This is a genomic window from Micromonospora sp. NPDC049230, from assembly GCF_040647875.1.
Taxonomy (GTDB): Bacteria; Actinomycetota; Actinomycetes; order Mycobacteriales; family Micromonosporaceae; genus Micromonospora.
Window position 1 is genome coordinate 243,613 of sequence record NZ_JBEZCZ010000007.1, and the last position, 22,154, is coordinate 265,766.

A 22,154-nucleotide genomic window follows, 5' to 3' on the forward strand; every position below is an offset into this window, starting at 1 on the left:
GCAGGCAGGGTCAGCTCGACCAGACAGCCCAGGCGCCCGGCTCGATCCACCAGGAACGCTTCCGGGTCAGCTCACCCTCGACACCATCGTCGAGGTAGGGGACCTTCCCCTCCCGGGGCAGCACCGAAACGGCCCGCCCACGGGCTCGCCGCACCTCAAGGCGTACCCGCTTGCGGCCCAGCGCCGACCGGACGACCACCGGCACGGCGACCGCGACCTCGATCTGGCCGTCGGTCGGGTCCGGTGCGGTCAGCAGCGTCACGTCGTCGAGCGTCGCGTACCCGCCGGCGTTGCCGACCACGCAGGCCAGCAGCGGTTCGTCACCGTTGGTGAGGACGGTGTCGTCCACCTCCACCCGGGCCCGCCAGTGCAGCGGTCGGCCGGCGTCGTCGGCGGCGCCGAGCAGCGCGCCGTCCAGCGTCACCGATCCACCGTCGTTGCGCAGCAGGTCGAGTCGGCGCGCCGTGCCATCCACCACAGCGGCGGCCACCGCCGCCGGGTCACGCGGCAGCCCGAGCTGCGCGGCCAGATCCCGGTGGGTGCCGCCACGGGCCGGATCGAGCGGGAGTACGGCCACCGGCGGCAGATCGGGCAGTGTCCGGTTGCCGGGCAGATCCGCCGGACGCTTGCTCGGCGCTGGCGCGTACCGCCGGACCAGCCGGCGCAGCACGGCGCGCAACTGCCCGTCGCTGGCCGTGGCGACGACCAGCCGGGTCTTGCCGTCAAGGTCGGGCCAGGTGAGGCCATCTGGGCGGGCCGGACCGTCGAGCCGCGCCAACACCGCGTCGATCTCCGCGTCGGAGCGGGCGGTGACCAGCTCCACCCGGGCGCCCCGGGCGATCAGCGCGTCGGAGCAGGCCAGCACCGGCACCCGTGGCCGCTCGGTGGCGCACCGCTCGGTGTCCCCGCCGGCCCGGGCTCCCTGGCCGGCGTCGGTCTGGCCGGCGTCGGTCTGGCTCGTCGGGTCGGTGGCGGCCTCGGTCGCACCGCCGCAGCAGGCCCCTCCGCTGCCACAGCCCCCGGGAGCGTCCCGCTCCGAACCGAGGGTGAGCAGCACCACGTCGTACACGGAAGGAGCCTCCTGCCTCTCGACGCGGCCCCTGCCGGCCACGCCGTCACTACTTGTTAACCTGACACCCCGGGCTCGCCAACCGGTCGCCACCTGGCACCCGAGCCTTCTGGAGGCGGAAAAGATGCCAGCGATCGTGCTCATCGGCGCTCAGTGGGGCGACGAGGGCAAGGGCAAGGTTACCGACCTGCTGGGTGAGCGGGTCGACTACGTCGTGCGCTACTCCGGTGGCAACAACGCGGGCCACACGGTGATCACCCCAGATGGCCAGAAGTACGCGCTGCACCTGATGCCGTCCGGCGCACTCTCGCCGAACGCGATGATCGTCATCGGCAACGGTGTGGTGGTCGACCCGAAGGTGCTGCTCGCCGAGATCGACGGTCTGGCCGAGCGCGGCGTCGACGTGTCCCGGCTGCGGATCTCCGGTGACGCGCACCTGATCATGCCGCACCACCGGGCACTGGACCGGGTGATCGAGCGTTACCTCGGCTCGTCCCGGATCGGCACGACCGGCCGGGGCATCGGCCCGGCGTACGGCGACAAGGTCGCCCGGATCGGCATCCGGCTCCAGGACCTGCTCGACCCGGGCATCCTGCGCAAGAAGCTGGAACTCGCACTGCGGGAGAAGAACCAGATCCTGTTCAAGGTCTACAACCGCAAGGCGATCGACCTTGAGGCGACCGTCGACGAGTACCTGGAGTACGCCGAGCGGCTCAAGCCGTACATCGCGGAGACCCGGGCCATGCTCTGGGACGCCCTGGACCGGGGCGACACGGTGCTGCTGGAGGGCGCGCAGGCCACCATGCTCGACATGGACCACGGCACGTACCCCTTCGTGACCTCGTCCAACCCGACCGCCGGTGGTGCCTGCGTGGGCGCCGGCATCCCGCCGACCGCGATCAACAAGGTGATCGCGGTGAGCAAGGCGTACACCACCCGGGTCGGCGCGGGACCGTTCCCGACCGAGCTGTTCGACGCCAGCGGCGAGCACCTGCGCAAGGTCGGTGCGGAGTACGGCACCACCACGGGCCGGGAGCGTCGGTGCGGGTGGTTCGACGCGGTCGTCGCCCGGTACGCGTGCCGCCTCAACGGCGTCACCGACCTGGTCATCACCAAGCTGGACGTGCTCACCGGTCTGCCCAAGGTGCCGCTCTGCGTCGGCTACGAGATCAACGGCGTCCGGGTCGACGACATGCCGATGAGCCAGACGGACTTCCACCACGCCACGCCCGTCTACGAGGAACTCGACGGCTGGTGGGAGGACATCACCAAGGCGAGAACCGTCGAGGACCTGCCGGAGAACGCCCGCCGCTACATCGCGAGGGTCGAAGAACTCTGCAACACCAAGGTGAGCGTCGTAGGCGTAGGCCCAGGCCGAGAGGAAAACGTAGTCCTCCACCCCCTCCTCCCCTAACAGCCCCACCCCGTCCTCCCCCCGCCCACCTGCGTTGATCATGAGGTTATTGCTGCGACACGCCGATGCGCGGAGCAATAACCTCATGATCAACTACAGCTTGAGCGGTGGGCAGTAGGATGCCGGGTCGTGCGGGTTCTTTTGGTGGGTGGTGGCGGGCGGGAGCATGCGCTTGCGCTCGGGCTGGTGCGCGATCCGGCCGTCAGTGCGCTGATAGCCGCGCCGGGTAATCCGGGGATCGCGAGCATCGCCGAGCTGCGGACCGTGACTCCGACAGATCCGGCCGCGGTGGCGGCGCTGGCCGTGGAGACATCCGCCGACCTGGTGGTGATCGGGCCGGAGGCGCCGCTGGTCGCCGGGGTCGCCGACGCCGTACGCGCCAAGGGGATCGCCGTGTTCGGCCCCTCCGGTGCGGCCGCCCAGCTGGAGGGTTCCAAGGCGTTCGCCAAGGACGTGATGACCGCCGCCGGCGTGCCGACCGCCCGGGCGTACGTCTGCACGGACGAGGAGAGCACCGCCCGTGCGCTTGACGACTTCGGTGCACCGTACGTGGTGAAGGACGACGGTCTCGCCGCCGGCAAGGGCGTGGTGGTGACCGACGACCGGTCCGCGGCGTTGGCGCACGCCGCCGAGTGTGGACGGGTCGTGGTCGAGGAGTTCCTCGACGGTCCGGAGGTCAGCCTCTTCGTGGTCACCGACGGGCAGGCGGCGCTGCCGCTCCTGCCGGCACAGGACTTCAAGCGGCTCGGCGACGGCGACACCGGGCCGAACACCGGCGGCATGGGGGCGTACGCGCCACTGGCCTGGACCCCGCCCAGCCTTGTCGACGACGTCATGCGCGACGTGGTCCACCCGACGCTCGCGGAGATGCGCCGCCGGGGCACTCCGTTCGCCGGCCTGCTCTACGTCGGGCTCGCGATCACCGCCGCCGGCCCTCGGGTGATCGAGTTCAACGCGCGCTTCGGTGACCCGGAGACGCAGGTGGTGCTCGCGCTGTTGGAGACCCCGCTGGGCGGGCTGCTGCACGCGGCGGCCACCGGCACGCTGGCCGAGCACCCGCCGCTGCGCTGGCGGGACGGCAGCGCGGTGACAGTGGTGCTGGCCTCACCGGGCTACCCGGCCGCGCCGCAGACCGGCGACGTGATCACCGGCGCGGACCGGTCGGGCATCATCCACGCGGGCACCGCCCGCCGGGCCAGCGACGGCGCGTTGCTCTCCGCCGGCGGCCGGGTTCTCTGCGGTACGGCCACCGGCCCCGACCTGGCCGCCGCGCGCGACGCCGCGTACGCGCTGGTGGACGGGGTGAAGCTGGCTGGCTCGCAGCACCGCACCGACATCGCCGCCGCCGCGATCGACGACCGGATCACGATTCCCAGCTGAATCCGGGCAACCCCGGCCCTCCTCGCCGCCGTTTGAGCGGTGAGGTGAGGGGGTGGTGGGAGATGCCGGTCGATGTCGAGGGCTACCGCGAGTACGTCGGTACGCGGCTGGAGCCATTTCGACGCACGGCGTACCTGTTGTGTGGCGACTGGCACACGGCCGACGACCTGGTGTCCATGGCGTTGGTCAAGCTGATCCGGCACTGGCCGCGGGTGTCAGGCGTGGACAGTCCCGACGCGTACGTCCGGCGGACCCTGTTGCGGGTCTGGCTGGACGAGCGGCGCCGGCCCTGGCGCCGCGAGGCCGCCTGGGCCGAGGTGCCGGACCAGCCGGTGGCCGTCGGGGGCGTCGGCGGCACCGCCGACCGGCTGACCATCCTCGCTCTACTGGCCGAACTGCCCCCGCGTCGTCGTGCGGTCCTCGTGCTGCGGTACTTCTGTGACCTGTCCGTCGAGGAGAGGGACGGCAGTCCCGTCGAGGTGGCTGCCCCCGAGGCGCTGCTGACCGCGCAGGAACTCGTCGAACTGGCGCGGGCACCGGGCCTGACCCTCTATCCCTGAGCGGTTGTCGCCCTCGATGGGCAACCCGGCGTTACTCCGGCCACGACTTAGCGGTGTCGGAGGCACAGCGACGGGAGGAGTGGGAGATGCGGGTTTGCGGACGATCACCGTGCTGTTGGTGGCCGGTGGGAGGACAGGTCCGACGATGCCGTTGAGCCCGAGATCGGTCGAGCGGTCCGCGGCCGACGCCGAGTACACCGAGTGCGTTCGCGTTGGTCTGCCGCAGTGGCGCCGGACGGCGTACCTGATGTGTGGTGACTGGCATCAGGGCGACGACATCGTGCAGCGGGTGCTCACCGAGTTGTACCGCAACTGGTCTCGGGCGCGGCGGGCCGGGAACCTGAATGCGCTGGTCCGGACGATGTTGATGCGGCGGTTGATCGACGAGCGGCGCCGCGGTTGGGCTCGGGTGCTGATCACCGACCTGCTTCCGGAGCGGCCCGCACCGACCGCCCCGGATGCCACGGAACGGCTCGATCTGGTGGCGGCGCTGCGCCAGGTCGCGCCGCGGCAGCGGGCCGTCCTGGTGCTGCGGTTCTTCCAGGACCTGAGTGTGGAGGAGACGGCACAGGCGCTCGGTTGCGCGCCGGGCACCGTCAAGAGCCAGACGGCCAAGGGGCTGGCGACGCTGCGAGGACTGCTCGCCCCCGCCCGAAACGGCGTGCCGACCACGCAGAACGGCACGACGAGCGGCGTGCCGACCAACGTGTTAGCCCACGGGAGTTGACAATGACCGATGAGATGGATGTGGCGCGGTTGATGCGCGCCGAGTTCGAGGTGGCCGAGCCGCCGTCCGCCGTGGTGAACATCGAACGGGCGATGACCGTAGGGCGACGGCAGCGGTGGTACGCGCGCAGTGCGGGCGCCGCACTGGCGGTGGTCGCGGTGGTTGTCGGCGCTGTCACGGTGCCGGGCCTGGTCGCGCCGAGGGACGGGTCGCCGGCACTGGGTCCGCTCGACACCCCGGCCCCGCTGGACCCGTCCACCGGGAAGGGACCGTCGCCCGACACGTCACGGATCCCGGCCGCGTTGGAGACGATCGATCCGACCATTCAGTACGTTCGGTTCGGTTGGTTGCCGTCGGGCCTGGCCAGTCTGAGTTACTCGGCGGGTCTGTCGCAGGGTGACACGCGTGTCATTCTGAGCGGAGATGACGGCGACAAGCAGAGCGCGGCGGGGGTTGCGGTCCACCTCTACCCGAAGGGGGTGACGCCGCAGGCGCCGCAGGTCATGGGCATCGACCAACGGGCACCCGTGGTGAGTACGGCGCCCGCACCCGATGTGCGGGGCGAGGCGGCGACCTTCACCCTGTACGACATCGACGGCGACACCGACCAGCTCTCGCTCCGCTGGCAGTACGCCCCGGAGGGCTGGGCCAAGGTCGATGTCACACCCTGGGCGGCGGGGCAGGACGCCCGCGAGATCGCCCTGCACGTGGCGCGGACGCTCAGGTTCAGTACGACCGAGCGGGTGCAGATGCCGGCCCAGGTCACGGGGTTGCCGCAGCGCCTGCGGCCGATCTATGCCAGCGTGAACGGGCCACTGACCCCGGACGGCTGGCGGTGGTACGCCGGCATCGAGTACAGCGCCGAAACCTCCACCGCGGCTCACAGTAGGGCGGGGGCGAAGACGCTGAAGGTCAGCTTCATTCCGTACGTCGAGATGACCGACAAGATTCGGGCCGAGTTGGAGGGGAAGGAACTCTACCGGACTCCGAACACCACCATCGACGGTCGTCAGGCGTCCTTCCAAAAAGCCGAGGATCCGGAGTGGTTGGAGAGTCTGGAGGTGTTCGACGTGCGGGGGATGGCGGTCCAGATTGACGCACGTCGCGGCGCGCTCGACGAGCCGGGCACGAAGGGCCTGTTCCAGCACCTCGACCTGGCCGGGGCCAAGCAGGACTGGCGGCCCTCGCTGATGGTCGACTGACGGGCGCTGTCACCGCCCCGGAACTCGCCGGTACTCGCCGACGGTTCCGGGGCGATCAGCCGTAGTAGCGGCGTAGTTCTCGACTGAGCACCTTGCCGGTGGCGTTGCGGGGCAGGTATTTCACGAAGACCACGTCCCGGGGGACGGAGAATCGGGCCAGGTAGTGCCGGACGTACTCGCGTACCGCCTCGGGGTCGAGCGTTTCGCCCGGGTGCAGGGCGAGGAACGCGGACAGTCGCTGACCGTACTCGGCGTCGGGTACGCCGATCACGGCCGCCTCGCGGACCTGGGGCAGTTGGGCCAGCAGGTCCTCCACCTCGGACGGGAAGACGTTCTCGCCACCGGAGACGATCATGTCGTCGGCCCGTCCGTCGACGAAGAGCAGACCGTCGGGGTTGAGCCGGCCGAGGTCACCGGTGTCGAGCAGGCCGTCGTGGGTCTCCCGGCTGGCACCGGAGGTGTACCCCTCGAAGAGCATCTCGTTGCCGACGAAGATCCGCCCGACCTGGCCGGCCGGCACCGGCTGCCCGTTGTCGTCGAGCAGCTCCAGCCGGGTGCCGTGGGGTGGCCGGCCGGCCGTGGTGGGTGCCTGACGCAGATCCTGGGGAGCCGCGAGGGAGGCCCAGGAGACCTCGGTGGAGCCGTACAGGTTGAACAGGACGTCGCCGTAGACGTCCATGAACCTCGGGGCGAGCCCGCCGGGCAGGGCGGAACCGCTGACCGCGACGACCTTGAGCGGGGGGCGCGGGTCCGGCGCGGGCACCTCCAGAAGCCGCTGCACCATCACCGGTACGGCGAACAGCGCGTCACACCGGTGCGCGGTCAGGGCGGTGAGCGTGGCGACCGGATCGAAGCGTCGGTGCAGCACGATGGTGGCCCGCAACGCCAGGCACACCTGGAGGGCGGCGAACCCCCAGGTGTGGAAGATCGGTGCCGCGATCATCACCCGGTCCCGGGCGTGCAGCGGGATGCGGTCGATGATGGACACCAGCGGGCCGAAGCCGCTCGGCGTGGGTCGGCGGGCACCCTTGGGGGTGCCTGTGGTGCCGGACGTGAGCACGATGATCCGGCCGTCCCGCTCGGGTGGGTGCAGGTCACCCGGCAGCGCCCCGGCGACCAACTCCTCGCGGGCCCGTTCGTCGAGGCGCGGCAGCTCGGCGGGGAGGCCGAGGACCCGCTCGGCGAACTCGTCGTCGTGCACCAGCAGCCGCAGCCGCTGCTCCTCGGCGACGGTGCCGAGCTGGGCGGCGGAGAGCCCGGTGTTGACAAGCACGGCGTCGACGCCGAGCAGGGTGGCCGCGACGATCGTCTCGATCAGCCCGTGGTGGTTGCGGCAGAGCACACCGATCCGGTCACCGGCCTGGACGCCGAGCCCCGCACGCATCGAGCGGGCCATCCGTTCGGCCCGGTCGAGCAGATCGTGGTACGTCAGCTCGACGCCGTTCTCGTCGATGACCGCCGGCCGGCCGGGGTCCCGGGCGGCTGCCTGGCGTAGCTCGCCGGCCAGGCTCCACCCCCACGTCCGCAACGCGTTGAGCTGCGCGGCGACCCGGACGGGACTGCCGGGGGTGAGCAGCCCGCGACGGGTCAGCGTGGCAACGATGAACGGCAGGTCCATGCCGCAGACCTCCTCGGGTGGTGCGCGGACGGGCAGCGGGTGCCCCCCGTCCAGCAGGGCGTCTTCCCTTGATCATGCACTGGGCGCGGTGAAGCGCCCAGTTCACGTCCGCGCGGGGTGACGAAGACGGCACAGATCGTGGAATCTGAGGGTGGCGGCGTCCGTGGCTACCGCGGCCTCGACGCCCGGGCTGCCCCGAGGCGGACCGGACCGGGCGTGCGACAGCGCGAGGCAGGCCAGACCGCACGTGCGACCGCACCAGGCCGGCCAGATCGGGGTACGACGTCATGGCCTACCTACCGCACCCAGCCACCCGGCTCGCGGCGCTGCGCACCAGCCACCTGTCCCAAGGTGTGCCGACCGCACTGGCCAGGCAAGCGGATCAGGGTATTATCTAGCGGTCAGGCCGAGAGGCGCTGCAACGGGCGAAGCCCGCCACGCTCGGCCTTCTTGTCATCGACAAGGGCGCCTCCGAGCTTCGGAGGCGGCTTTGAGCACCTTACTGACCCAGGGAAGCGCCGCATCGTCGTTGCGGCAGCTGATGTCGCAGCGTGTTCTGGTGCTGGACGGCGCCTGGGGCACGATGTTGCAGGGCGCGAAGCTCACCGCAGCGGACTATCGAGGCGACCTGATCGTCGACCATCCGCAGGACGTCAGTGGTGATCCCGACCTGCTCAATCTCACCCGGCCCGACGTCGTTCTGGACGTACACCGGCGGTATCTGGCCGCCGGCGCCGACATCACCACCACCAACACCTTCACGGCGACGAGCATCGGCCAGGCCGACTACGGGCTCCAGCCACTGGTTCGCGAGATGAACGTTCAGGGTGCGCGGCTGGCCCGGCAGGCGGCGGACGAGTTCGATGACCGATTCGTGGCCGGGTCGATCGGGCCGCTGAACGTGACGCTGTCGCTGTCGCCGCGGGTCGAGGACCCGGCGTATCGCGCCGTCGACTTCGACGAGGTGTGCGCGGCGTACGCGGAGCAGATCTCGGCTCTGGCCGAGGGCGGCGTCGACCTGCTCCTGATCGAGACGATCTTCGACACGTTGAACGCGAAAGCGGCAATCACCGCAGCTCGTGAGGTCGCACCGCAGCTGCCGCTGTGGATTTCCGTGACCATCGTCGACCTCAGCGGCCGGACTCTGTCGGGGCAGACCGTGGAGGCTTTCTGGCGCTCGATAGAGCGGGCCGATCCGCTGGTCGTCGGCGTGAACTGTGCGCTGGGCGCGGCCGAGATGCGCCCGCACGTCGAGGAGCTTTCCAAAATCGCCGGGACCTACGTGGCGTGTCACCCCAACGCCGGTCTGCCGAACGCCTTCGGTGGCTACGACCAGACGCCGGAGGAGACCGCCGGCCTGCTCGGCGAGTTCGCCGCGTCCGGCTTGCTCAACATCGCCGGTGGCTGCTGCGGCACCTCACCGGAGCACATCGCCCGGATCGCCGCCGCCGTGGCCGGCACACCGCCACGGACGGTTGCCGCCCTGCCTGAAGCCACCCGGTTCAGTGGGTTGGAGCCGTTCTCGATCGGACCGGACACCGGGTTTGTGATGATCGGTGAGCGCACCAACGTCACCGGCTCGGCCAAGTTCCGTCGGCTCATCGAGTCGGACAACTATCAGGGCGCTGTCGACGTGGCCCTGGAGCAGGTCCGCGGCGGCGCCAACCTGCTCGACGTGAACATGGACGCGGACCTGCTCGACAGCGAGCGCGCCATGACGACCTTCCTCAACCTTATCGCCACCGAGCCCGAGGTCGCCCGGATCCCGATGATGATTGACAGTTCGAAGTGGACGGTCCTCGAGGCGGGCCTCAAGTGCGTGCAGGGCAAGGGTGTGGTCAACTCGATCAGCCTCAAGGAGGGCGCGGAGCCGTTCCTGGCTCAGGCCCGCCGGATCCACGACTACGGCGCCGGCGTGGTGGTGATGGCCTTCGACGAGCACGGCCAGGCCGACACCACCGAGCGCAAGGTGTCCATCTGTGGCCGGGCCTACGACCTGCTCGTCGAGCAGGTCGGGTTCGCGCCGGAGGACATCATCTTCGACCCGAACGTCCTCGCGGTCGCCACCGGCATCGCCGAGCACAACGGGTACGCGAAGGCGTTCATCGACGCCCTCCCGCTGATCAAAGCGCGCTGCCCGGGTGCCCGCACCAGCGGCGGCATCTCCAACCTGTCGTTCTCCTTCCGAGGCAACGACGTGGTTCGCGAGGCCATGCATTCGGCGTTCCTGTTGCACGCTGTCCGCGCCGGGTTGGACATGGGCATCGTCAACGCCGGCCAGCTCGCCGTGTACGCCGATATCCCCGCCGACCTCGTCGAACTCGTCGAGGATGTGATCTTCGACCGGCGCCCGGACGCCACCGACCGCCTGGTCGCCTTCGCGTCGACAGTTACCGGTTCCGGCACGAAGCGTGCGGTCGACCTCTCCTGGCGCGAGGCGCCGGTGCACGAGCGGCTGTCGCACGCGCTGGTCCACGGCATCGTCGACTTCATCGAACAGGACACCGAGGAGGCCCGGCAGGGCCTGGCCCGACCCCTCGATGTCATCGAGGGTCCGCTGATGAACGGAATGAAGATCGTCGGCGACCTGTTCGGCGCCGGCAAGATGTTCCTGCCGCAGGTGGTCAAGAGCGCCCGGGTGATGAAGCGCTCGGTCGCCTACCTCGAACCGTTCATGGAAGCCGAGAAGGAGCAGGCCCGCCTGGAGGGGCGGATCGACCCGGGCCGCGGGCAGGGCAAGGTCGTGCTGGCGACAGTGAAGGGCGATGTGCACGACATCGGCAAGAACATCGTCGGCGTGGTCCTGGGCTGCAACAGCTACGAGGTCATCGACCTGGGCGTGATGGTTCCGGCCGGCCGGATTCTGGACACGGCTGTCGCCGAGGGCGCTGACGCCATCGGCCTGTCCGGCCTGATCACGCCATCGCTGGACGAGATGGTCGCAGTCGGCGCCGAGATGCAGCGCCGCGGCCTCAAGATGCCCCTGCTGATCGGCGGGGCCACGACATCGCGTCAACACACAGCCGTCCGCATCGCCCCCTCGTACGAGGGCACGACAGTGCACGTGCTCGACGCGTCCCGGGTCGTCGGCGTGGTGTCCGACCTGCTCGACGATGGTCGGGCCCGCGAGCTGGACCGCGCCAACCGCGTCGAGCAGGAGCAGTTGCGCGAGGCGCATGCCAACCGGCGCTCCCAGCCGATGCTCAGCCTGGCTGAGGCTCGCGCCAACCGCGAGGAGGTCGACTTCAGCGACCTGCCGACCCCGGCCTTCACCGGCCGGCGGACGGTGCAGCCCACCCTTCCGGAGCTGCGCGAGATGATCGACTGGCAGTTCCTGTTTCTGGCCTGGGAACTCAAGGGCAAGTTCCCGGCGATCCTGGATCAGCCGGTCGCCCGCGAGCTCTACGACGATGCCAACACCCTGTTGGACAAGATCACGAAGGACGATTCCTTCCAGGCCCGAGGCGTCTACGGCTTCTGGCCCGCGCACTCCGAGGGCGACGACATCGTCCTCGGCAACGGGGTGCGCCTGCCGATGCTGCGGCAGCAGACGGTCAAACCGGCCGGCCGCGACAACCGCTGCCTGGCCGACTACGTGTCCCCCGACGGTGACCACCTGGGTGGCTTCGCCGTGACCATCCACGGCGCCGATTCCCTGGCCGCGCACTACGAGGCCCAGCACGACGACTACCGCGCGATCATGGTCAAGGCGCTGGCCGACAGGCTTGCCGAAGCCTTCGCCGAGTACATCCACCTGAAGGCCCGCCGCGACTGGTTCGAACCAGACGCCACACCGGACCTCGCCGACCTGCACGCCGAACGCTTCCGGGGCATCCGACCGGCGCTCGGCTATCCCGCCAGCCCGGACCACAGCGAGAAGCGGGAACTGTTCGACCTGCTGAAGGCCGCCGAGCTCGGCATCGGCCTGACGGAGTCCTTCGCGATGACGCCGGCAGCCAGCGTCAGCGGGCTGATCTTCGCCAACCCGGCGGCGAAATACTTCACGGTAGGCCGTGTCGGCAAGGACCAGATCGAGGACTACGCCGCCCGCCGCGCCACCAGCGTCGCCGACGCCGAGCGGTGGCTGCGACCCAACCTCGCCTATGAACCGTCCTGACGGGTGTACCGGCCAGGCGGGAGACCCTGCGGACGAGAGGGCCGCTGGCGCAGAACGGAAACCGCTCCTCGCGCTGGTGGACCGCCACGTTCGGGACGATCTCACGCAGCTCCGCCTCGGCCACGTCAACGAGCCCCTTCGTCGTGTAGCGCGCATGGCCCAATAATGAGCGCGCCCATAAGGCGAATTCTGGGACCCGCCAACCGGCGGCTGGTTGTCACGCGTCCGTGACCTGACGGCCTCCACTTGTTCGCACCGGCAGTTCGCTGTCGGAATGATCACTGCCGCACCGGAATCGTCGCGAACCGTCGCGATCACATCGGACACCCCGCACGTCTCAGTGATCACTTCGAACGAGCCATTCGGCGGCTGGTGGCAGCCCGGGGCGCGATCCTCGGGAGGGCGAAAAACCAGGCTGCCGTGCATTCCGTATCCGGCGGGGTTCGGCGCTAATCCATGATCATCAACGCGTATCCACCGCTTTTGCGCCTTCGCAGAGGGCCGGACTCGTCCCTAAATAATGATCAAAGGCACGCCGATCGGCGTAGCCGATCGGCTACGCCATCGCGCTGCTACGGCACTTGCACCGTGCGTAATGCTCAGTTAGACTCACGTCTATAAGTGCCAGGGATTCTCGACGCACAACGTCGAGTTTCTTTCACTGGACTTAGCTGCCGAGATCCCGCAGAGGAGCCGAAGATGCTGAAAGCCCTGCTGAAGCGCACCCGTGTGATTGGCCTCATGCCTGGGTTTACGCCTGTTGCTCAAGGGGTGAATGCCGTCCTCGTTGAGCGCCTGTGTGCTCCCGAACTGTCCGAAGCCGAGTATCGGACCCTCGTCAACGACGCAGCCAAGCATGGATTCGAGCTCACCAGGAGCTGAGTTCCGGCCAGATGGCTGCTGCCCGAACTTCCGGGCAGTCGTTCACAAACATGTCAATGCTGAGCTTGTGGTTCGTGCCATGAGTTCAGCATTGATATTGTTTTTACGTCTACAGGATCTCGACTTGGAGTTTGTGCCATGAGCTGGGAAACGACTATAGAAACCTACGACGAGATCGAGGGTCTTCGGTGGGTTCGCAACGTTGACCTACAAACTGGGCCTCACTCGAGTGTCTTGTCTGGAGACAAGATCACGAATCTCGTAGTTCGTAAAAGTGGCCATGACACCGAATATCGGGTCTGGGGCATCCACCTGACCTCGGATGACCAGTTGACCTTCGTCGCGAAGAGTGACGACAAGCCCATCGTTCTGCCCTTTGTTGATTGTCGCAGAGGTTCACGCACTGCCGGGAACCACTTTGAAATTACTGCGCATCCAGACACGTCCAAGCGGCTTGTGATTCCGATGGGAGTGGCCCATCGTCCAATCAACACCAACGGCTTGATCACTCTGAACACGCCAGTGTTCTACTGGGACTATCGGAAGCTCAACGGCCACAAAGCCGACGAGGTCGGCATCGTCAACATTATGAGAGACGCTGAGGTCGAAGACTTCCCGCTCTACGACGTCTGTCGTTTCAAGGTGCCTAGCTGGGCGTACCCAATATCCTTGGCGCTCTTTAAAGAGCGCTATGATCCTACCTATAACACACCTTTCGTGTTCGACCGGGACGGCAAGCTGCATGTCCTGCGCAAGCGCGCGGAAATGGTCCCGTAACCAATCCACGCCCCGCGCTCGATGGATTCTGGCCCGGCAGCCGCCATCGGCCGTCCGGCCAGGGTGGACGGTGTGGGTGAGATGGGGCTAGCCGCCCTGCTGACCACGTCTTGAGACAGCAGAATCGAGGACTGCTGCGGCTGCCAGGTAGTCGCTCGGACGTGTGCAGTTGGTGCGGGCCGATCTGGTGGGGCGTCTGCGGTCGTGTTCGCACCGCCCGGCCAAGCCCACCACTGAACACAGTTGGCGTCGCCGCTACCCAGCCCACTCACGCTGGCTCCACCAAGACACCCGACTCGGCCGCGAATACGCCCTGGCCAGCCAGCCGATGGCGGCTGCCGCACTAGTCGCCGGCGCTGTGGCGACACATTTCCTCGAGGCCCCGCCGGTTGCGAGCGGGGGTAGGTTACCGGAATGCCGGACAGGTTTGAAGCGCTGAGGGATCGCTCATTTCGTCTGCTGTTCGCCTCTCGGACCGTCTCCGCACTTGGGAATGCGGTTGCTCCGGTCGCCCTCGCCTTTGCGGTGTTGTCCCTGCCCGGCGCAACGGCGACGACACTCGGGCTGGTGCTGCTCGGCCGGTCAGTGGCGCAGGTCGTGTTTCTGATCGTCGCAGGCGTGGTGGCCGACCGGCTGCCGCGCTACGCGGTGATGATGACGGCCGAGCTGCTGGCCGGAACAACGCAGGTGATTGTTGCCATCTTGTTCCTCACCGATTCCGTGCACCTCGGGGTCGTCGTAGGGCTGGAGGTGCTCAACGGCGCGTCGCTGGCCTTCCTCATGCCAGCCTCGGCCGGACTCGTCCCGCAACTCGTCAAGACGCCCCACCTGCAGTCGGCGAACGCTCTGCTTCGGATCTCGGTCAACTTTTCCAACATAGTCGGCGCAGCGATCGCTGGCGTCCTGGTCGCTACCGTAGGGCCTGGTTGGGCCCTGCTGGTTGATGCCGCCTCATTCTTCCTGTCTGCGGCACTGCTCGCCGGCGTTAGTGTCGCGCACACTTTACGGGCCGAACGTTCGACGATGCTCGAAGATCTCCGGCATGGTTGGCATGAGTTCAGCTCTCGACAGTGGGTCTGGGTGATCGTGGTCGCGGCCGCGGTCGTCAACGCCTGCTTCACCGGCGGTTTCAACGTGCTCGGCCCGATCGTCGCGAAGCAATATATTGGTGGCGCGGCGGCGTGGGCCGCGATCGCAGCAGCATTGTCGGCGGGCCTGCTGGTGGGCTCGTTCGTGGCGCTGCGGATGCGTCCCGTCTACCCGATGCGGACAGTCGTCGTCGCGGCATTCGGATTCTGCTTGCCGTTGTTCCTGCTTGCCGGGCCGGCGCAACTGTGGATCATCGTCGCCGCAGCCTTCTGCATGGGCATCTGCGCCGACATCTCCGGCGTGTTTTGGGACACAGGACTACAGACCCATATACCGCAAGAATCGCTGTCTCGGGTCAGCGCCTACGACATGCTCGGCTCACTGGCCCTCGGCCCTGTCGGGCTCGCGGTCGCGGGCCCGATCGCCGATGCCATCGGCGTTCGAGAAACCCTCATCGGCGCCGGCGGGCTGATTGTGCTGTCCTGCCTCGCGGCCTTGTTGTCCGCGCAGGTGCGCAACCTCCGACGCAGTCCACCCGCCCGGCAACAGTAGTTGTTGCCGGGCCGGCATGACGGGCCTACGCGAACTCCTCCGGAAATCCTGGGGGAGCACCCCCTGAGGCGGGAATTCGTTCCCCTGCAAAGGGTGTTCGGGGCAGGCTGGGTGAGCCAGCTCAGATGCGGTGTCCGGAGATCGCCCGGGAGATGACCAGCCGCTGGATCTCGGAGGTGCCCTCGAAGATGGTGTAGATCTTGGCGTCGCGGTACCAGCGCTCGACAGGGTGGTCACGCAGGAAACCCGCCCCGCCGAGCAGTTGCACCGCCTTCTCGGTGACCGACACCGCCACCTCGCCGGCCTTGAGCTTCGACATCGACCCCTCGCCAGCGGTGAACGGGCGGTTGTTGCGGCCCATCCACGACGCGCGCCAGACCAGCAGCCGCGCCGCGTCGATCTCCATCCGCATGTCGGCAAGCGCGAACGCGACAGCCTGGTTCTCGATGATCGGGCGTCCGAACTGGACCCGGTCCTTCGCGTAGTCCAGGGCGTACTCGTAGGCGGCCCGTGCCACGCCGAGCGCCTGCGCGCCGACAGTGGGTCGGGACAGTTCGAAGGTGCGCATCGCGGCCTGCCCGGTGGCCCGCTGGCCGCAGCGGGCCCGGTCGAGGCGTTCCAGCAGGGCGTCCCGGCCGCCGAGCAGGCAGCGGCCGGGCACGCGGACTCCGTCGAGGAAGACGTCGGCGGTGTGTGACGCGCGCAGGCCGAGTTTGCGCAGCTTGCGGGTGGCGGCCAGGCCGGGGGTGCCCGGGGGTACGACGAACGCCGCCTGGCCTCGGGAGCCGAGTGTGGCGTCGACCGAGGCGGTGACCACGTGGACTCCGGCGATCCCGCCGTTCGTGGCGTACGCCTTCTGCCCGGTCAGCACCCACTCGTCGGTGGCCTCGTCGTAGACGGCGCGGGTGCGCATCGCGCCGACGTCGGAGCCGGCTTCCGGCTCGCTGGTGCAGAACGCGGCGACGGCCGGCGAGTCGGCGTCGCCGAAGCACTGCGGCACCCATTCGACAAGCTGGTCCGGAGTGCCGGCACCGTAGATGGCGGCGATGGCGAGCGAGGTGCCGAAGAGGGAGAGGCCGATGCCGGCGTCACCCCAGAAGAGTTCCTCGCTGGCGATCGGGAGGGAGAGCCCGGTGGGGTCGGCCCAGCAGGTAGCGAGGAACTCGAAGCCGTAGAGGCCGACCTTGGCGGCCTCCTGGATCACCGGCCACGGGGTTTCCTCGCGTTCGTCCCACTCGGCGGCGGCCGGGCGCACGACCTCGGCGGCGAAGCCGTGCACCCAGTCGCGCAGATCCCGCTGTTCCTCGTTCAGGTCGAGCGAGAACTCGGCCATGTCAGGCCTTGGGGATGTCGAACAGGTTGGCGATGTTGGCGGCGAGACCGAGGTCACCCTTGGCCTTCAGCTTGCCGGTCATGAACATCATCACCGGGTTGGCGCCACCGGAGACGATCTTCAGGAACTCGACAGGGCCCATGGTCAGGCTCAGCTTCGGGTCGTGCTGCGGAGTCTCGTTCACCACGCACGTGCTGTCGGCGATGACCACCTCGTAGGTGTCGCTGCCACCGTCGGGGCGACCGGTGATGACCCAGTGGATGACCGCGTTGGTGGAGCCGGCCCGGTCCGCGCGGAACAGCGACGGCATCCGGCCGAACACCTCGCCCAGGATCTTGCCGCGCATGTCACCGGACATCACCTGGGCGATCTTGTCGTCCGGGGTGGACTTGACCAACTGGGCGAACTCCTTGGGGCCCACGTTGGCGAAGGTGGCCGGGTCGAAGTCAGTCATCAGGTGCGCCTTCCGGAAGAATTGGCTACTCGTGCGTAACCCTACGCACGAGTAGGTATGCTCGCAAGGTGTCCACCCCGCCTGCCTTCAAGCGCCTGCCACGTGCTGTCCGTGAGCAGCAGATGCTTGACGCGGCAGTCAAGGTCTTCTCTCGGCGGGGCTTCCATGCCGCCAGCATGGACGAGATCGCGGAGGATGCGGGCATCTCCAAGCCCATGGTGTACGCGTACCTCGGCACCAAGGAGGAGCTCTTCGTCGCCTGCCTGCATCGGGAGGGCACCCGGATGATGCAGGCCATCGCCGGGGCCGCCGCCCCCGACCTGCCGGCCGACGTTCGGCTCTGGCGAGGGCTGAGGGCGTTCTTCGGCTTCGTTGGCGCGCACCGCGACGGCTGGGCGGTGCTCTACCGGCAGGCTCGCGGTGAGCAGCCGTTCGCCGGCGAGTTGGCCACCATGCGGGCCCGGATGGTCGAGGTCGTCGCCGGGATGCTCGACCACGCCCTGCGCGCCGAGGGCCGTGAGATCACCGCCGTCGACCTGGAGGTCGTGGCGTACGCCCTGGTCGGCGCGACCGAGTCGTTGGCCGACTGGCTCGCGGACCACCCGGAGGCCGACCCGGAGAAGACCGCCACCCGGATGATGAACGTGGCCTGGCAGGGTGCCGGCCAACTCCTGCACGGCGTCGTCTGGCTCCCGGCCGCCGACTGACCGCCCCGAGGTCGGAGCACCGGCCCCGGCCGCCCGAGGTCAGCGCACCGGCACCCGGCTCACCGGCTCGGTCGTCGACGCCGACCGCGCGGCTCGGCGACGCCTGCCGAGCCATCGGACCACCTCGACGATCGTCGTCACCGACAGCGCGAGGCCCAGACCGAGGAGGAGGCCGCGCAACGGATCCTGCTCGAAGGCCAGCCCGCCGAGGTAGCCCACCAGCCCGGAGTAGAGCCCCCACGAGCCTGCGGCGAGCGCGTCGAAGGCGAGGAACCGCCGCCGGGGGTAGTGCACCGCGCCCATGGTGAGGGTGACCGCCGTCCGGCCGCCCGGCACGTAGCGGGCCACAGTGAGGATGAGTCCTCCCCGCGTGGCGATCCCCCGACGCGCCCACTCGATGGCGCGCCTGCGCCGACCCTCGGGTGGGAGCCGGTCGAGCAGTCGCGCGCCACCACCCCGCCCGATGGCGTACGAGATGTGGTCGCCGACCAGCGCTCCGGTGGCGGCCACCAGGATCACCGCGGGGAGGTACGGCACGCCGGAGGCCGCGAACACCCCAGCGGTGATCACCGCCGTCTCGCTCGGCACGACCGGGAAGAAGCCGTCGAGCACCGCGATCGCGAAGATCGCCAGATACACCCAGGGCGAGGACATCGTCTCGTGCAGCAGGTCGAGCAGATCCATGCCCCGATGCTGGTACGGGTGGCGGCTCCCGCCATCGGCCAGTGGTCAGCCGGGTGCCACTACTTAGGTCGCATTCGGCCCGGACGGCGGGTAGGGGTAATCCCCCAGCGCACCCGGGTTCGACGCGCGGGGCGACCCGAGCCGCCGCCGACGCCCTACGCTCGCAGCGTGGCCACCAGCGCCGTCGCCGTCCGGCGGGTCGTCAAGCGGTACGCCCCGCTGCTGCTCGCCGTCCTGGTCGCCATGGCTGTCTGGGCCAGTGCGACAGGTGACCTCGGGGTCCGCTCGCCGCTGCCGGGCGCTGTCGTGCTGGTGCTCGCGGTGGCCTCGGGCTGGGCCGTCAGCGTGATCCGGACCCGCCGCTGGCCGTTGTTCCTGGCCGCGGCGGCCGGCTGGTTGGTGCTCGTCGCCGCGGCGGCCGGGGTGGTCGCGTCGTACCAGGCGGGCCTGCGGCTGCGTGGCCGGCGGCTCGCCGGCTACCTCGTCGGTGCGGCAGTGGTGTTGGCCGGTGGGGTGCTCGTCGGGCTGGCGGTCGGCGGCGTACGCCGGATCACCACCGCCACCGCCGGCAACGTCCTCTTCCTCGCCACCGGTCTGGTCGGGTTGCCGTTGGTGTTCGGCCTCTGGGTGCGGGCACGCCGGGACACGCTCGTCGCACTGCGCGACCGGGCCGAGCGGCTGGAACGCGAGCAGGAGGCCCACACCGACCGGGTGCGCGCCGAGGAGCGGACCCGGATCGCCCGCGAGATGCACGATGTGGTGGCGCACCGGGTCTCGCTGATGGTGGTGCATGCCGGGGCGCTGGAGGTGACAGCGGACGACCCGGCGACCGTCGAGGCCGCCGCGCTGATCCGGACGACCGGTCGGGAGGCGCTCACCGACCTGCGTGAGGTGCTGGGTGTGCTGCGACAGGCCGATCCGGCCGTGCTGCCGCAGCGAGGTCTCGACGCGTTGGACGAGCTGATCGGGGAGTCCCGTGCCGCCGGGCTGCGGGTGCACCGGCGGGACGAGGGAGTGGTGTCGGCGCTGCCGGCGACTGTGGGGCGTACGGCGTACCGGGTGGTCCGGGAGGCGCTGACGAACGTGCGCAAGCACGCCACCGACGCCGAGACGACAGTGTGCCTGCGCTATCTGCCCGACGGGCTGGAGGTGCTGGTCCGTAACGGCCCGTCCGGGGGCGGCCAGCCCCTGCCCGGCGCCGGGCAGGGGCTGCTCGGGCTACGTGAGCGGGTGGAGTTGCTCGGCGGTCGGCTGGAGGCGACGCCCGTGGACGGCGGCTTCCTGGTTCGCGCCCTGATCCCGCTGGCGGGTGCGGCGTGATCCGGGTGGTGGTGGTCGACGACGAGCAACTGGTCCGCGCCGGGCTGCGGCTGATCCTGGAGGCGGCCGAGGACATCACGGTGGTGGGCGAGGCGGCGGACGGCGCTGGCGCGCTGGAGCAGGCCCAACGGTTACGTCCCGACGTGGTGCTGCTCGACGTGCGGATGCCGGGCGTCGACGGGCTGACCGTCGCGCCCGACGTGGTCGCCGCCGGGCCGAAGGTGATCATGCTGACCACCTTCGACCTCGATGAGTACGTGCACCGGGCGCTGCGGGCCGGGGCGGTCGGCTTCCTGCTCAAGGACACCCCGCCCCGGGAGCTGGCCGTCGCCGTCCGCACTGTGGCCGCCGGTAACGCGATGCTCGCACCGACTGTCACCCGGCGTCTGATCAGCTCGTTCGCCGAGCGTGGACCGGCCCGGCGGGAGGGGGCCCGCGAGCGGCTGGCCCCGCTCACCACGCGGGAGTTGGAGATCGTCCGGGAGGTGGCGCGCGGGCACGGCAACGCGGAGATCGCCAGGCGGTTGGCGATGAGCGAGGCCACAGTGAAGGCGCACGTCAGCCGGGCGCTGGCGAAACTCCACGTCGGCAACCGGGTCCAGCTCGCGATCCTGGTGTACGACGCCGACCTGCTCTGAGCTGGCCCGAGCCCGGTCAGTGCCGGGAGGAGGCGCGGCGGTGCACCCGGTGCCGTACCCAGCGGATGCCCTCGATACCCAGCGTGACGAGCACCGAGAGGCCGAGCCCGGCGAGGACGCCCTTGATGGGGTGGCGTTCGAAGGCCAGCCCACCGAAGTAGCCGAGCAGCCCGCAGTACAGGGCCCAGGTGATCGTCGCGATGCTGTCGTACAGCAGGAACGACCGTCGGGGATAGCGCACCGCGCCCATGGTGAGGGTGACCGCGGTCCGGCCGCCCGGCAGGTACCGGGAGGTGGTCAGGATCAGCCCGCCGCGCCGGTTCAGGGCGCGTCGGGCCCACTCGGAGCTGGCCCGCCGGCGACTGCCGTCGGGAAACCCGGCGAGCCGGTTCGCGCCGCCGCCACGCCCGATGGCGTAGGAGATGTGGTCGCCGGCGCAGGCGCCCACCGCGGCGGCGGCGATCACCGCCGCCAGGTGGGGATTGCCGCCGGTGGAGAGCACCGCGGCGGTGATGACGGCTGCCTCGCCGGGTACGGCCGGGAAGAACGCGTCGACCGCCGTGAGCCCGAAGATCAGCAGGTACACCCATGGTGAGGTGACGAGCTGTCGGAGCAGGTCGAGCGCGGAGTCCATGCCCCCATGCTCGCCGGCCACGACCCGTCCCGGTGCCGAAGCGGCGGTATGACCTCCACGGCGGGCAGGGCGGGCAGGGCGGGGCGGGGTGAGGACGGGGTGGGGTGGTTAGGGGGCGTGGACCAGGGCTGGTGGGGCTAGGAGCGGGCCGTGTGGGGTTTTGTTGTTGGCGGTGGGGCCCTGTGAGGTCAGCACCACGGGGGTGGCCAGCTCCGTACTTATCGCCTCGGCCCAGTTGGGCGGTGGGGCGTCGTAGATCGGGCGGGAGCGCAGCAGGCGGGCGGTGAGCGCGGCCTGTCGGTCCAGGTCGCCGGGCGGGCCGGGGTCGAGCCGGTCGGTGGTGTCGTAGCGGCGGCAGATCCGCAGCTCCGGGCCGGCGAGGTCGAGATGGGTCAGCGCCAGGCCGTCCACCCCGCCGGCCGCCGCGAGCGCGTACCGGTGGGCGACCGCGTCGAAGTGGCCGAACCGGAACCGGCCCTGCCACGGGTTCGTGGCGTTGTGGTGGTCGGTGAACGGCAGGCTGGGGTCCTCGGTCACCAGCGGGCCGTGCCCGTGCCGGGTGGTGACGATCCGGAGCACCCCGATCCGGGTCACGTCGCCGGGCCGGCCCGCCTCGGTGAGCAGGCCGTCGACGTTGGCGAACGTGGTGGTGCTCCACGTCGTGTACGGGTGGAAGCCGTGCCACTCGTCGAGCAGCACCCCCTGCGCGCCCTCGAAGACGCAGGTGCCGGCGCGCAGTGCCCCGGCGAGCCAGGTCTCGTCGACGATCGCGACCCGCCCGGCGAACCCGGTGAACGCGGGCAGGCAGTCCTCGACCGGTGGCGCGTCCAACGGGCCCAGCTCGGCGGTCAGCCGGTCCCGCAGGGCGGTCAGCCGGCGACGCAGCAGCGTCGGGCTGTGGCAGTCGGCGACTGCTCACGGTGGTCGACGCGACGAACACCCGCTGGGCGTACCGGGATCCGCTGATCAGCCGGGCGCGCCGGTTCGATGTGCCGGT

The 22,154-nt window shown here is 69.7% G+C and carries 18 protein-coding genes, 1 pseudogene and 1 riboswitch; of the genes and pseudogenes, 12 read left to right on the plus strand and 7 right to left on the minus strand.

Going from position 1 to position 22,154, the window contains the following annotated elements; genetic code table 11:
- Positions 1 to 10: 10 nt before the first annotated feature.
- Positions 11 to 1,069 (minus strand): diacylglycerol kinase family protein, encoded by a 1,059-nt coding sequence (locus AB0A95_RS09560; protein ID WP_357555151.1) that lies wholly within the window; start codon positions 1,067 to 1,069, stop codon positions 11 to 13.
- A gap of 124 nt (positions 1,070 to 1,193) precedes the next feature.
- On the opposite strand from AB0A95_RS09560, the gene AB0A95_RS09565 reads away from it, so the two are divergent.
- The 5 genes from AB0A95_RS09565 (at position 1,194) to AB0A95_RS09585 (ending at position 6,352) form a co-directional block, all read left to right on the plus strand.
- Positions 1,194 to 2,483 (plus strand): adenylosuccinate synthase, encoded by a 1,290-nt coding sequence (locus tag AB0A95_RS09565; RefSeq protein WP_357555152.1) that lies wholly within the window; start codon positions 1,194 to 1,196, stop codon positions 2,481 to 2,483.
- A gap of 129 nt (positions 2,484 to 2,612) precedes the next feature.
- A complete protein-coding gene (gene purD, locus AB0A95_RS09570) occupies positions 2,613 to 3,863 on the plus strand; it encodes a phosphoribosylamine--glycine ligase (RefSeq protein ID WP_357555154.1) in 1,251 nt (416 codons plus the stop codon).
- A 62-nt stretch (positions 3,864 to 3,925) separates the two neighbouring features.
- Positions 3,926 to 4,423, plus strand: a complete 498-nt coding sequence (locus AB0A95_RS09575; RefSeq protein ID WP_357555156.1) for a sigma factor — start codon at positions 3,926 to 3,928, stop codon at positions 4,421 to 4,423.
- Positions 4,424 to 4,568: 145 nt separating this feature from the next.
- Complete coding sequence (locus AB0A95_RS09580) at positions 4,569 to 5,150, plus strand: SigE family RNA polymerase sigma factor (RefSeq protein WP_357555157.1); 582 nt, start codon at positions 4,569 to 4,571, stop codon at positions 5,148 to 5,150.
- A 2-nt stretch (positions 5,151 to 5,152) separates the two neighbouring features.
- A complete protein-coding gene (locus AB0A95_RS09585) occupies positions 5,153 to 6,352 on the plus strand; it encodes a hypothetical protein (RefSeq protein ID WP_357555159.1) in 1,200 nt (399 codons plus the stop codon).
- A gap of 55 nt (positions 6,353 to 6,407) precedes the next feature.
- On the opposite strand, the gene AB0A95_RS09590 is transcribed toward AB0A95_RS09585, so the two are convergent.
- Positions 6,408 to 7,970, minus strand: a complete 1,563-nt coding sequence (locus tag AB0A95_RS09590) for an AMP-binding protein (protein ID WP_357555160.1) — start codon at positions 7,968 to 7,970, stop codon at positions 6,408 to 6,410.
- Positions 7,971 to 8,372: 402 nt separating this feature from the next.
- Positions 8,373 to 8,448, plus strand: a riboswitch (S-adenosyl-L-homocysteine riboswitch).
- A 24-nt stretch (positions 8,449 to 8,472) separates the two neighbouring features.
- Between AB0A95_RS09590 and metH the strand changes: the two genes are divergently transcribed.
- The 4 genes from metH (at position 8,473) to AB0A95_RS09610 (ending at position 15,387) form a co-directional block, all read left to right on the plus strand.
- On the plus strand, positions 8,473 to 12,087 hold the full coding sequence (gene metH / locus AB0A95_RS09595; RefSeq protein WP_357555198.1) for a methionine synthase: 3,615 nt from the start codon (positions 8,473 to 8,475) through the stop codon (positions 12,085 to 12,087).
- A gap of 699 nt (positions 12,088 to 12,786) precedes the next feature.
- Positions 12,787 to 12,969 carry a hypothetical protein gene (locus tag AB0A95_RS09600; RefSeq protein ID WP_357555162.1) on the plus strand — a complete coding sequence of 61 codons (183 nt, stop codon included), beginning with the start codon at positions 12,787 to 12,789 and terminating at the stop codon, positions 12,967 to 12,969.
- A gap of 138 nt (positions 12,970 to 13,107) precedes the next feature.
- A complete protein-coding gene (locus tag AB0A95_RS09605) occupies positions 13,108 to 13,746 on the plus strand; it encodes a hypothetical protein (RefSeq protein ID WP_357555164.1) in 639 nt (212 codons plus the stop codon).
- 414 nt (positions 13,747 to 14,160) lie between these two features.
- The gene (locus tag AB0A95_RS09610; protein ID WP_357555165.1) at positions 14,161 to 15,387 is read left to right on the plus strand and encodes an MFS transporter; all 1,227 of its coding nucleotides are present in this window, start codon (positions 14,161 to 14,163) and stop codon (positions 15,385 to 15,387) included.
- 121 nt (positions 15,388 to 15,508) lie between these two features.
- Here AB0A95_RS09610 and AB0A95_RS09615 read toward each other — a convergent pair whose 3' ends face one another.
- Both AB0A95_RS09615 and AB0A95_RS09620 read right to left on the minus strand, forming a co-directional pair.
- On the minus strand, positions 15,509 to 16,720 hold the full coding sequence (locus tag AB0A95_RS09615) for an acyl-CoA dehydrogenase family protein (RefSeq protein ID WP_357555166.1): 1,212 nt from the start codon (positions 16,718 to 16,720) through the stop codon (positions 15,509 to 15,511).
- Position 16,721: 1 nt separating this feature from the next.
- Positions 16,722 to 17,174, minus strand: a complete 453-nt coding sequence (locus tag AB0A95_RS09620) for an SCP2 sterol-binding domain-containing protein (RefSeq protein ID WP_357555167.1) — start codon at positions 17,172 to 17,174, stop codon at positions 16,722 to 16,724.
- A gap of 68 nt (positions 17,175 to 17,242) precedes the next feature.
- Between AB0A95_RS09620 and AB0A95_RS09625 the strand changes: the two genes are divergently transcribed.
- Entirely contained in the window at positions 17,243 to 17,881 is a 639-nt protein-coding gene (locus tag AB0A95_RS09625; protein WP_357555168.1) for a TetR/AcrR family transcriptional regulator, read from the plus strand.
- A 39-nt stretch (positions 17,882 to 17,920) separates the two neighbouring features.
- Here AB0A95_RS09625 and AB0A95_RS09630 read toward each other — a convergent pair whose 3' ends face one another.
- The gene (locus tag AB0A95_RS09630; protein WP_357555170.1) at positions 17,921 to 18,565 is read right to left on the minus strand and encodes a DedA family protein; all 645 of its coding nucleotides are present in this window, start codon (positions 18,563 to 18,565) and stop codon (positions 17,921 to 17,923) included.
- Positions 18,566 to 18,733: 168 nt separating this feature from the next.
- Here AB0A95_RS09630 and AB0A95_RS09635 point away from each other — a divergent pair, with 168 nt between their 5' ends.
- Both AB0A95_RS09635 and AB0A95_RS09640 read left to right on the plus strand, forming a co-directional pair.
- Positions 18,734 to 19,885 (plus strand): histidine kinase, encoded by a 1,152-nt coding sequence (locus AB0A95_RS09635; protein WP_357555171.1) that lies wholly within the window; start codon positions 18,734 to 18,736, stop codon positions 19,883 to 19,885.
- Positions 19,882 to 20,523 carry a response regulator transcription factor gene (locus AB0A95_RS09640; RefSeq protein ID WP_357555172.1) on the plus strand — a complete coding sequence of 214 codons (642 nt, stop codon included), beginning with the start codon at positions 19,882 to 19,884 and terminating at the stop codon, positions 20,521 to 20,523. The genes AB0A95_RS09635 and AB0A95_RS09640 overlap by 4 nt, the downstream gene beginning before the upstream one ends.
- A 16-nt stretch (positions 20,524 to 20,539) precedes the next feature.
- Here AB0A95_RS09640 and AB0A95_RS09645 read toward each other — a convergent pair whose 3' ends face one another.
- Positions 20,540 to 21,157 carry a DedA family protein gene (locus AB0A95_RS09645; RefSeq protein WP_357555173.1) on the minus strand — a complete coding sequence of 206 codons (618 nt, stop codon included), beginning with the start codon at positions 21,155 to 21,157 and terminating at the stop codon, positions 20,540 to 20,542.
- 108 nt (positions 21,158 to 21,265) lie between these two features.
- Positions 21,266 to 22,051 (minus strand): annotated as a pseudogene (locus tag AB0A95_RS09650) (adenylosuccinate synthetase); the annotation flags it as partial.
- Positions 22,052 to 22,154 lie beyond the last annotated feature (103 nt).

Coding starts and splice junctions, on each gene's coding strand:
- AB0A95_RS09565 (WP_357555152.1), top strand. CDS start 1,194: ATGCCAGCGATCGTGCTCATCGGCGCTCAGTGGGGCGACGAGGGCAAG.
- AB0A95_RS09645 (WP_357555173.1), bottom strand. CDS start 21,157: ATGGACTCCGCGCTCGACCTGCTCCGACAGCTCGTCACCTCACCATGG.
- AB0A95_RS09605 (WP_357555164.1), top strand. CDS start 13,108: ATGAGCTGGGAAACGACTATAGAAACCTACGACGAGATCGAGGGTCTT.
- AB0A95_RS09620 (WP_357555167.1), bottom strand. CDS start 17,174: ATGACTGACTTCGACCCGGCCACCTTCGCCAACGTGGGCCCCAAGGAG.
- AB0A95_RS09590 (WP_357555160.1), bottom strand. CDS start 7,970: ATGGACCTGCCGTTCATCGTTGCCACGCTGACCCGTCGCGGGCTGCTC.
- AB0A95_RS09580 (WP_357555157.1), top strand. CDS start 4,569: ATGCCGTTGAGCCCGAGATCGGTCGAGCGGTCCGCGGCCGACGCCGAG.
- AB0A95_RS09575 (WP_357555156.1), top strand. CDS start 3,926: ATGCCGGTCGATGTCGAGGGCTACCGCGAGTACGTCGGTACGCGGCTG.
- AB0A95_RS09585 (WP_357555159.1), top strand. CDS start 5,153: ATGACCGATGAGATGGATGTGGCGCGGTTGATGCGCGCCGAGTTCGAG.
- AB0A95_RS09630 (WP_357555170.1), bottom strand. CDS start 18,565: ATGGATCTGCTCGACCTGCTGCACGAGACGATGTCCTCGCCCTGGGTG.
- AB0A95_RS09600 (WP_357555162.1), top strand. CDS start 12,787: ATGCTGAAAGCCCTGCTGAAGCGCACCCGTGTGATTGGCCTCATGCCT.
- AB0A95_RS09615 (WP_357555166.1), bottom strand. CDS start 16,720: ATGGCCGAGTTCTCGCTCGACCTGAACGAGGAACAGCGGGATCTGCGC.
- AB0A95_RS09610 (WP_357555165.1), top strand. CDS start 14,161: ATGCCGGACAGGTTTGAAGCGCTGAGGGATCGCTCATTTCGTCTGCTG.